Source organism: Streptomyces capoamus (assembly GCF_014654935.1).
GTDB lineage: Bacteria > Actinomycetota > Actinomycetes > Streptomycetales > Streptomycetaceae > Streptomyces > Streptomyces capoamus.
Window position 1 is genome coordinate 508,610 of sequence record NZ_BNBF01000001.1, and the last position, 8,043, is coordinate 516,652.

Below are 8,043 nucleotides of genomic sequence, written 5' to 3' on the forward strand. Positions count from 1 at the left end.
CGTCAAGGTCCCCGGCGCCGACCGGCTCTGGCTGGGCACGAGCGACCGCGGGACCGACAAGGACCTCCTCCTCGAAGTGACCATCAAGTAGAGGCCCCCTCCCGCACGGGAGGTGAACACCCCTCGCCGAAAGGAAGGTACGCACCATGACCGACGCCGTAGAGCAGGTCGAGCAGCCCGCCCGGGCCACCGCCGAGGAGACCGCCCCGACCGCCTGGCAGACCCCGGGGTACGTGGTCGTCGACACCGCGCTCGAGGTCACCGCCTACTCCCTCAGCGTCCGCTAGCCCCCGCCGTGCTGCTGCAGGTGCTCGGCACCGCGGCCGGCGGCGGGGTCCCCCAGTGGAACTGCGCGTGCCCCGGGTGCTCCGGGGCACGCGCCCACCCCGGGCGGCGCCGCCGGCACGCCTCGCTGGCCGTCCGAGCCGACGACGGCCGCTGGTACCTCGTCAACGCCACCCCCGACCTCGGCGACCAGATCGAGGCCCACCCGGTCCTCCATCCCGGGCCCCGGCCCCGGCAGACGCCGATCGCCGGAGTCGTCCTCACCGACGCCGAACTCGACCACACGCTGGGGATCTGGCGGCTGCGCGAGGCGGACACCCTGGAGGTCCTCGCCACCGCCCCGGTGCGCCGGGCCGTCGACGGCCGCCTGAACCTCGGCGCGGTCCTCGGGCCGTACACCACCCTGACCTGGCGGGAGCTGGAGCGCCGGGGGGACCAGCCGCTCAGCGCCCCCGCGGGCACCCCGGCCGGAGCCGGCCTGCGGATCAGCGCGGTGCCCGTCTCCGGCAAGCGGCCGCGCTACGCCGCCGACGCACCCGAGGACGACGCGTGGGCCGTCGCGCTGCGTCTGTACGAACCGGCCACCGGCCGGACCCTCCTGTACGCCCCGGCCGTCGCCGCCTGGTCGGACGCGCTCCACCGGGCCGCCGCCGAGGCCGACTGCGTCATCGTGGACGGCACCTTCTGGGACGAGGAGGAGCCCCGGCGCACCGGCATCTCCTCCCGCACCGCCACGGGCATGGGCCACCTGCCCGTCGACGGACCGGAAGGCACCGCCGGCATCCTCGCCACGCTGTCCGCCCGCTGTCTCTACACCCACCTCAACAACACGAACCCCCTCGTCGATCCCGCCGCGCCGCAGCACAAACGGCTCGCCCGGCTGGGTCTCGAGGTGGCCGACGACGGAATGGTGATCGAGCTGTGACCACGACACTCGCCCCGCCGGCGAAGCCCTGGACGCGCGCCGAGTTCGAGGACCGCCTGCGCACGGTGGGTCAGGACCGCTACCACGACCGGCACCCCTTCAACATCCGCATGCACCAAGGCGGCCTCGGCCCGGACGAGGTGCGCAGCTGGATCACCAACCGCTTCCACTACCAGCGCCACATCCCCGTCAAGGACGCGCTGATCACCGCGAAGCTGGACTCACCGCGGCTGCGGCGCACGTGGCTGCGGCGGATCGAGGACCACGACGGCCGCCACGAGGGCGAGGGCGGCATCGAGCGCTGGCTGCGGCTCGGCGAGGCGGCCGGCCTGGACCGCCGGACCCTGCTGTCGGGCGAGAGCGTACTGCCGGGCGTCCGGCTGGCCGTGGAGGGCTACGTCAACTTCTGCCGCCTGCGCCCGCCCCTGGAGGCCGTCGCCGCCTCGCTCACCGAGCTGACCGCCCCGGATCTGATGCGCCTGCGGATCGAGGCGTTCGAGCGTCACTACCCCTGGATCGCGGCGGACGGGCTCGACTACTTCCGTACCCGCGTCGACCAGGGCCGGCGCGACAGCACCGAGGCCCTGGACCTGGTGCTGCGGTGGGCCCGCACCCGTGAGGACCAGGAGAGGGCCGTGGCCGCGCTCTCCTTCAAGTGCGACGTGCTGTGGGCCCTGCTCGACGCCGTGCAGCAGCACGCCGGGCAGCACGGCCCCCGGGAGCGGGTGTGACGCCGAGGACAGCGGACCGGTGGTGTCCGGCGCTCGCCCCCGCGCTGCTGCTGCGGCACGACCCCGTGCGCGGCGCGGACCTGCTGGTCCTGCCCGAACGCGTGGTCGTCCTCCAAGGGCACGGCGGCGCGGTGGTCGGCCTGTGCGACGGTACCCGCACCGTGTCCGGCATCGTCGGCGAACTGGCCGAGCGCTTCCCCGGTGCGCCGGTGGCCGCCACCGTCCCCGCCTTCCTCGACAGCCTGCGGCAGGAGGGCTGGCTGAAGTGACCGCTCCCGTGACCCCCGTTCCCCCCGGCCCCGCCGGGAGCACCGCACCGCCGTGGGCCCTGCTCGCCGAACTCACCCACGCCTGCCCGCTGCACTGCCCGTACTGCTCCAACCCGCTGGAACTCACCCGCCGGTCCGCCGAGCTGAGCACCGAGGAGTGGACGGACGTCCTGCGCCAGGCCGGTGAACTGGGCGTCGTGCACACCCACCTCTCCGGCGGTGAGCCCCTGCTCCGTCCCGACCTGGAGCGGATCGTCGCCGCCGCCGAAGCCGCCGGGATCTACACCCAGCTGGTCACGAGCGGCACCGGGCTGGACGAGGCCCGGCTGGCCTCGCTCACCGCGGCGGGGCTGCGCAGCGTCCAGCTGTCCGTCCAGCACGCCGATCCGCGGGCCGGCGACCGGATCGCCGGGCGCCCCTCCTCCTTCGCGGCGAAGGAGCGCGCCGCGGCCCTCGTCCGCGCGGCCGGGCTCCCGCTCGGCCTGAACGTCGTACTGCACCGCGACAACCTCGACGCCGTCGACGCCCTCATCGAGCTGGGCGTGGCCTGGGGTGCGGACCGGGTGGAGCTGGCGAACGCGCAGTTCTACGGCTGGGGCCTGCTCAACCGGGCCGCGCTGCTGCCCACCCGCGACCAGCTGGCCCGCGCCCGGGAGACGGTGGAGCGCCGCAGGGAGCACCTCGCGGGCCGCGTCGACCTGGTGTGGGTCGTCCCCGACTACTTCGAGGGCGTGGCCAAGCCCTGCATGGGCGGCTGGGGCGCGGTGTCGCTCACCGTCGCCCCGGACGGAACCGTCCTGCCGTGCCCGGCGGCCGCCTCCCTGCCGGACCTGAGCCCGCCCACCGTCCGCGACCGTCCGCTCGCCTGGATCTGGGAGCACTCCGCGGCCTTCAACCGATTCCGCGGCACCGACTGGATGACGGGACCGTGCGGCGGCTGCCCCCGCCGGGAGGAGGACTTCGGCGGCTGCCGCTGCCAGGCGTTCGCGCTCACCGGCGACGCCGCCCGCACCGACCCGGCGTGCGCGCTCTCCCCGGACCACCGCCTCGTGCGCGAGCCCGCCGACGCCGGCCGGGCGGTCGTGCCACCGCCGTACGTCTACCGCCGCCCCGGTGCGGTACCGCCGGCGGCCCCCGTGCGCCCCGCCCGCGCCGCGGACGGCTGACCCGGCCCGGGGACACCCGGGACGGGTCGGAGGCGTCCGTCGGGTCAGGCGCGTCCGTGGGCCTCCTGGGAGCGGCGGGACAGGGAGTCGATGACCACCGCGGCGAACAGCACCCCGCCCGTGATCACCAGCTGGACGGCCGTGGGGGTGTCGGTGAGCGCCATGCCCGACGCGATCGACTGGATGACCAGCATGCCGAGCACCGCCGACCAGGTCGTGCCGCGCCCCCCGAACAGGCTGGTGCCACCGATGACGGCCGCCGTGACGGCGTTCAGCAGCAGGACACCGGAATCAGAGCCCTGGCTCACCGAGGTGATGCGCGAGGCCAGGAACAGCCCGCCGACCGCGGCCATGGTGCCCGAGACCGCCAGCACCGCGGTCTGCACCCGGGTCACGCTGAGACTGGCCCGGCGGGCCGCCTCCACACCGCCGCCGAGCGCGTAGACCTGCCGTCCGTAGCGCGTGCGACGCAGCAGGACGTCGAGGCCGGCCACCACCACGAGGAAGATCAGCAGGGCGAGCGGCAGCCCCTGGAACCGGTTCAGCACGTACGCCGCGGCGAACGCGATCACCGCCAGCCCCGACGCGCGGAACGCTATGCCGCGCAGCGAGCGGTGCCGCATGCCGGCGGCCTTGCGGCGCCGCCTGTCCAGGCAGGACGAGAGGAGGACCAGGCCCGTGCCGAGCGCCGCCAGGCCGTAGGCGGCACCGGGGGCCGTGAAGTAGGAGCTGGTCAGCTTGGCCACGAGGCCGTTCTCGTCGAGGTTGACGGTGCCGCTCGTGCCGAGGACGCAGAGCATGGCGCCGTTCCAGGTGAGCAGCCCGGCGAGGGTGACGACGAAGGCCGGCACCCGGGTCCTGGCGACGGAGTAGCCCTGGACGGTTCCCGCCACGGTGCCCGCCAGGACGCCCGTGATGAGCGCGAGCCATTCCGGGACGCCGTGGTTGACGTTCAGCACGGCGAAGACCGCCGCCGCGAGACCGCTGACCGAGCCCACCGACAGGTCGAGCTCACCGAGCACCAGGACGAAGACGATGCCGACCGCGATCAGGCCCGTGCCCACGATGTCGACGCTCAGGTTGGACAGGTTCCGCGGGGAGAGGAAGTTGGCGTTGAGGGACTGGAAGACGATCCAGACCACGGCGAGGACGAGGACGACGGGGAGCGAGCCCAGTTCGCCGGCGCGCAGCCTGTCCCGCAGGACGGCGGCGGACCGCTCCAGGGCGCGGGCGACGGCCCGGGTGCCGTGCGGCCCACGGGGGGACGCGGTGGGCGCGGCGGGTTCGACCCGCGTGTGGTCGGCCATGTCGCGCACCTTCCTCACCACCCCGTCTCGCGGTGGGCCGTCCGGCGTGGCGCGGTCTCCGTGGCACCGGTGACGCAGGAGATGATCTGTTCCTGGGAGGCGGTGTTCACGTCGAAGAAGCCGTTGTTGCGGCCCAGCCGCAGCACGGCGGCCCGGTCGGCGAGGGCCTTGACGTCGCCCAGGTTGTGGCTGATGAGCAGTACCCCGAGGCCGCGGTCCCGCAGCCGGTCGACCAGGTCCAGCACCTCGGTGGTCTGCTCGAACCCCAGGGCGGCGGTCGGCTCGTCCAGCAGCAGCACCTTCGGCTCGCCGAGCAGGGAGCGGGCGATGGCGACGGTCTGCCGCTGGCCGCTGGACAGGGAGACGACGGGGCCGCGCAGATCCGGGACGCGCCGGGTCAGCCGCTCCAGCAGCAACTGGCTGCGGCGTTCCATCTCCACCTCGTCCAGCAGGCCGTACCGGCGGATCTCCCGGCCGAGGAAGAGGTTGCCGACGACGTCGAGGTTCCCGCACAGCGCGAGATCCTGGTAAACGGTGGCGATGCCGAGGTCGCGGGCGTCGTGCGGGCGTCTGATGTGGACGGGCCGGCCCTCCCACTCGATGGCGCCCCTGTCCGCGGGCGCCACCCCGGAGATCACTTTGACCAGGGTGGACTTGCCGGCCCCGTTGTCCCCCAGCAGGGCGAGGACCTGGCCGGCGTGGATCTCCAGCTCGATGTCCGTCAGGACCTCGACGACGCCGAAGCGCTTGCACACGCCGTGCAGCGCCAGCAAGGGGGGAGCCGGCACGAGACCCATCTCCTTCCCGGAACCGTCCGGACCGGCGGCCGACGCTCAGGTCAGCCCGGCCCTGGCACAGGCGGCCGCAAGCTGCGGGGTGCAGATCTGCCGGACCGTGTACGCGCCGTCCTTCACCAGGATCCGCTTGACGTCGGCGGCGGTCACGGACACCGGGGTGAGCCGCACGGCCGGAACGGCCGTCCCCTCGCTGGTTGTCACCCGGCCCGTGGCGACCCGGTCGAGTCCGCTCCCGCGGGCCGCCGCCACCGCCATGGCGCCGCCCGCCGACGCCTCGGGCCCGAACGGCTTGTAGACCGTCTCGTACTGCTCACCGGCGACGATGCGCCGCACGGCCGCCAGTTCGGCGTCCTGTCCGGTCACCGGGGGCAGCGGGCGGACCTTGTTCGCCTTCAGGGCGGTGATGCTGCCGGCCGCGAGACCGTCGTTGGCGGCGTAGACCCCGTCGATGCGGCCGGCACCGAGCGCGGAGAGCGCACCGGCCATGTTCCTGTTCGCGGCCTCCGTCCGCCACATGAGGGTGTCGTAGGCCTTGGCGATCTCCACCTTGCCCTGCAGGACGGACAGCGCGCCCCGCTTGAACGACACCGCGTTGGGGTCGCTGGGATCCCCGTTCATCATGACGATCCGGCCGCCGTGCGCCTTGTCGCCCATCGCCCTCAGCAGCGCCCTGCCCTGGAGCCTGCCGACCTCCTGGCCGTCGAAGGAGACGTACCCCGAGACCGGGCCGTCGGCGAGGCGGTCGTAGGAGATGACCGGGATGCCCGCCGCGTGCGCCTTGCGGACCGAGGCGGCGAGCGCCCTGGCGTCCACGGGCACCAGCAGGATGGCGTCGGCGTGCTCGGTGATGAGCGAGTCCATCTGCTCCTGCTGGATCGCCACATCGCCCCTGGCGTTGGCGTGCTCGATCCTGCAGTCGTCGCACAGCTCCTTGATCCTCTTCTCCAGCAGGGGCCTGTCCCGGGTCTCCCACCGAGCGGTGGTGGCGTCCGGCAGCAGCACGCCGATCACGGGCGGGTCCTTCCCCGCGGAGGTGTTCCCGGTCCCGCTCCCGCAGGAGACGGCGGCGAGGGTCGTCGAGGCCGCGGCCACCACCACGGCCGCGTTCCGTATGAAGGCCCTCATGGGAAGACCTCCCTCGTCCTCGTGCCGCCCGGCCGAGCCGGGCCAGGCGGCCCGCGACCGCCGCGGCAAGGGCGCCCGTCCTGGCCGGGCACGGGCGTGGTGCGCGGCGCCGAGGCTCCAGCGCGGGGGCCGGCCGGACCGTACGGCGGTGTCCGCCGGGACGGGGCGCGGCCCGCGCCCGGCGAGCCCGGTACCGGCGCCCATCTCGTCGGCCATGACGACACCCGGCTCCGCACCATGCCATGCGCAGCACCGGTCGGGACCCCGGGATCCGGTGGGCGGCCGTGACACCGGCGCCCGACGCCCCCGTCCGGACCGACGCCGGATGGGGCGGACGACCACGTCGTCAGTCTGACACCGGCCGCGAGGGTCCGCGAACCCGGCGGGACGCCCCGTACGGGCGGATCTGTCCCCTTGGCGCACCTATGCGATTCTGGTGGGGGGCTTCGCCCTGTCGGCACCTCGGCCTGGACGGGAGGTAGGTGCGGACATGGAGGTAGGCGCGGACATGCCGCCCGACGGCAGCGCCCGGACCACGGTCGCGCGGGTGCGGGCGTCCGCGGCCGGCGCTCCCGGCACCGGCCCGCCGCCTGCTGCTCCGGAAGCCGCCGCCGGCACCCGTGTCCTGACGTTCGCCGGAGCGGCCCTGGCAGCGGTCTACGTGCCCGGTCCCGGCACCCGGGAGCTGCGGCTGGCGGAGGTCGCGGGCCGCGCCGCCGCGGGGCACCGGCTGCCGGAGCGGCTGCCGCTCACCGGCGACTCGCCGGCCGCCCACGCCTTCCGCACCGGCCGGTCCCTGTGGCTGGACCCCGCGGCACTGTCCTCCTTCTCCGAGGGCGTCCCGACCGGCCCGGGCGCGCGGATGCCGCTCGGTGTCCTGCCCCTGACGTCGGCGGGCGGACGGCTGGGCTGCCTCGTCGTCGCGGGTGCCAGCGCGGACGGGTTCGACGCCGAGCAGCAGCGCTTCCTGGCCCGGTACGCCGACGCGGTCGCCGGCCTGCTCCGGGCCGCCGGCCCCGATCCCGCCCCGCCGCTGCTGGGTCCCGCCCTCGCCGGCCTCGGCGTCGGCTCCTTCGCCCTGAACCCGGACACCGGACGGATCGACGCCGACGAGACCCTGCTGCACCTGGTCGGCATCGTGCCGCACACCTTCGACGGGAAGGCGGCCACCCTGCTGGCGCACGCCCTCCCGGAGGACATGCCCGCCCTCATGGCGGTCCTGGAGCCGGCCGCCGAGACGCTCGGCGGCCGGGAGCTGGAGTTCCGGGTGCGCTGCCCCGGCGGCGAGACGCGCTGGCTGAGCATGCGGTACCGGGCGCTCGCCCGCACCGGCCACCGGCCGGACCGGGTACTGGGCGTGGTGACGGCCACCTCGGTCCTGCCCCGCGGCACCGACGACGTCTCCCGGATCCAGTGGCTCACCGCCGCACTCGACGAC

General features: G+C 74.8%; 9 protein-coding genes. 6 read left to right on the forward strand and 3 right to left on the reverse strand.

What is annotated here, in order from left to right:
- Positions 1-146 precede the first annotated feature (146 nt).
- From pqqA to pqqE, 5 genes are read left to right on the forward strand one after another with little or no spacing between them, the layout of a single operon-like run.
- On the forward strand, positions 147-287 hold the full coding sequence (pqqA, locus tag IE312_RS02250; protein ID WP_189977739.1) for a pyrroloquinoline quinone precursor peptide PqqA: 141 nt from the start codon (positions 147-149) through the stop codon (positions 285-287).
- Between the two features lie 8 nt (positions 288-295).
- Positions 296-1,210: a pyrroloquinoline quinone biosynthesis protein PqqB gene (pqqB, locus tag IE312_RS02255; protein WP_189977740.1), complete on the forward strand. Its 915-nt coding sequence runs from the start codon at positions 296-298 to the stop codon at positions 1,208-1,210.
- Entirely contained in the window at positions 1,207-1,941 is a 735-nt protein-coding gene (gene pqqC / locus IE312_RS02260) for a pyrroloquinoline-quinone synthase PqqC (protein WP_189977741.1), read from the forward strand. The genes pqqB and pqqC overlap by 4 nt, the downstream gene beginning before the upstream one ends.
- Positions 1,938-2,210 carry a pyrroloquinoline quinone biosynthesis peptide chaperone PqqD gene (gene pqqD, locus IE312_RS02265; protein WP_189977742.1) on the forward strand — a complete coding sequence of 91 codons (273 nt, stop codon included), beginning with the start codon at positions 1,938-1,940 and terminating at the stop codon, positions 2,208-2,210. The genes pqqC and pqqD overlap by 4 nt, the downstream gene beginning before the upstream one ends.
- Positions 2,207-3,376 (forward strand): pyrroloquinoline quinone biosynthesis protein PqqE, encoded by a 1,170-nt coding sequence (pqqE, locus tag IE312_RS02270; protein ID WP_229898906.1) that lies wholly within the window; start codon positions 2,207-2,209, stop codon positions 3,374-3,376. The genes pqqD and pqqE overlap by 4 nt, the downstream gene beginning before the upstream one ends.
- Before the next feature lie 44 nt (positions 3,377-3,420).
- Here the strand turns inward: pqqE and IE312_RS02275 are convergent, their stop codons facing one another.
- From IE312_RS02275 to IE312_RS02285, 3 genes are read right to left on the reverse strand one after another with little or no spacing between them, the layout of a single operon-like run.
- Positions 3,421-4,683 (reverse strand): sugar ABC transporter permease, encoded by a 1,263-nt coding sequence (locus IE312_RS02275; RefSeq protein ID WP_189977743.1) that lies wholly within the window; start codon positions 4,681-4,683, stop codon positions 3,421-3,423.
- A 14-nt stretch (positions 4,684-4,697) separates the two neighbouring features.
- Positions 4,698-5,480, reverse strand: a complete 783-nt coding sequence (locus IE312_RS02280; RefSeq protein ID WP_189977744.1) for an ATP-binding cassette domain-containing protein — start codon at positions 5,478-5,480, stop codon at positions 4,698-4,700.
- A 36-nt stretch (positions 5,481-5,516) separates the two neighbouring features.
- Positions 5,517-6,605 (reverse strand): sugar ABC transporter substrate-binding protein, encoded by a 1,089-nt coding sequence (locus IE312_RS02285; protein ID WP_189977745.1) that lies wholly within the window; start codon positions 6,603-6,605, stop codon positions 5,517-5,519.
- Between the two features lie 490 nt (positions 6,606-7,095).
- Between IE312_RS02285 and IE312_RS38550 the strand changes: the two genes are divergently transcribed.
- Positions 7,096-8,043 (forward strand): PAS domain-containing protein (locus tag IE312_RS38550; protein WP_229898908.1); only part of this gene is annotated, 948 nt, incomplete at its 3' end.

Excerpts from the sequence above, each read along its gene's own strand:
- IE312_RS02280 (WP_189977744.1), bottom strand. The coding sequence starts at position 5,480 with ATGGGTCTCGTGCCGGCTCCCCCCTTGCTGGCGCTGCACGGCGTGTGC.
- IE312_RS02285 (WP_189977745.1), bottom strand. The coding sequence starts at position 6,605 with ATGAGGGCCTTCATACGGAACGCGGCCGTGGTGGTGGCCGCGGCCTCG.
- IE312_RS02275 (WP_189977743.1), bottom strand. The coding sequence starts at position 4,683 with ATGGCCGACCACACGCGGGTCGAACCCGCCGCGCCCACCGCGTCCCCC.
- pqqA (WP_189977739.1), top strand. The coding sequence starts at position 147 with ATGACCGACGCCGTAGAGCAGGTCGAGCAGCCCGCCCGGGCCACCGCC.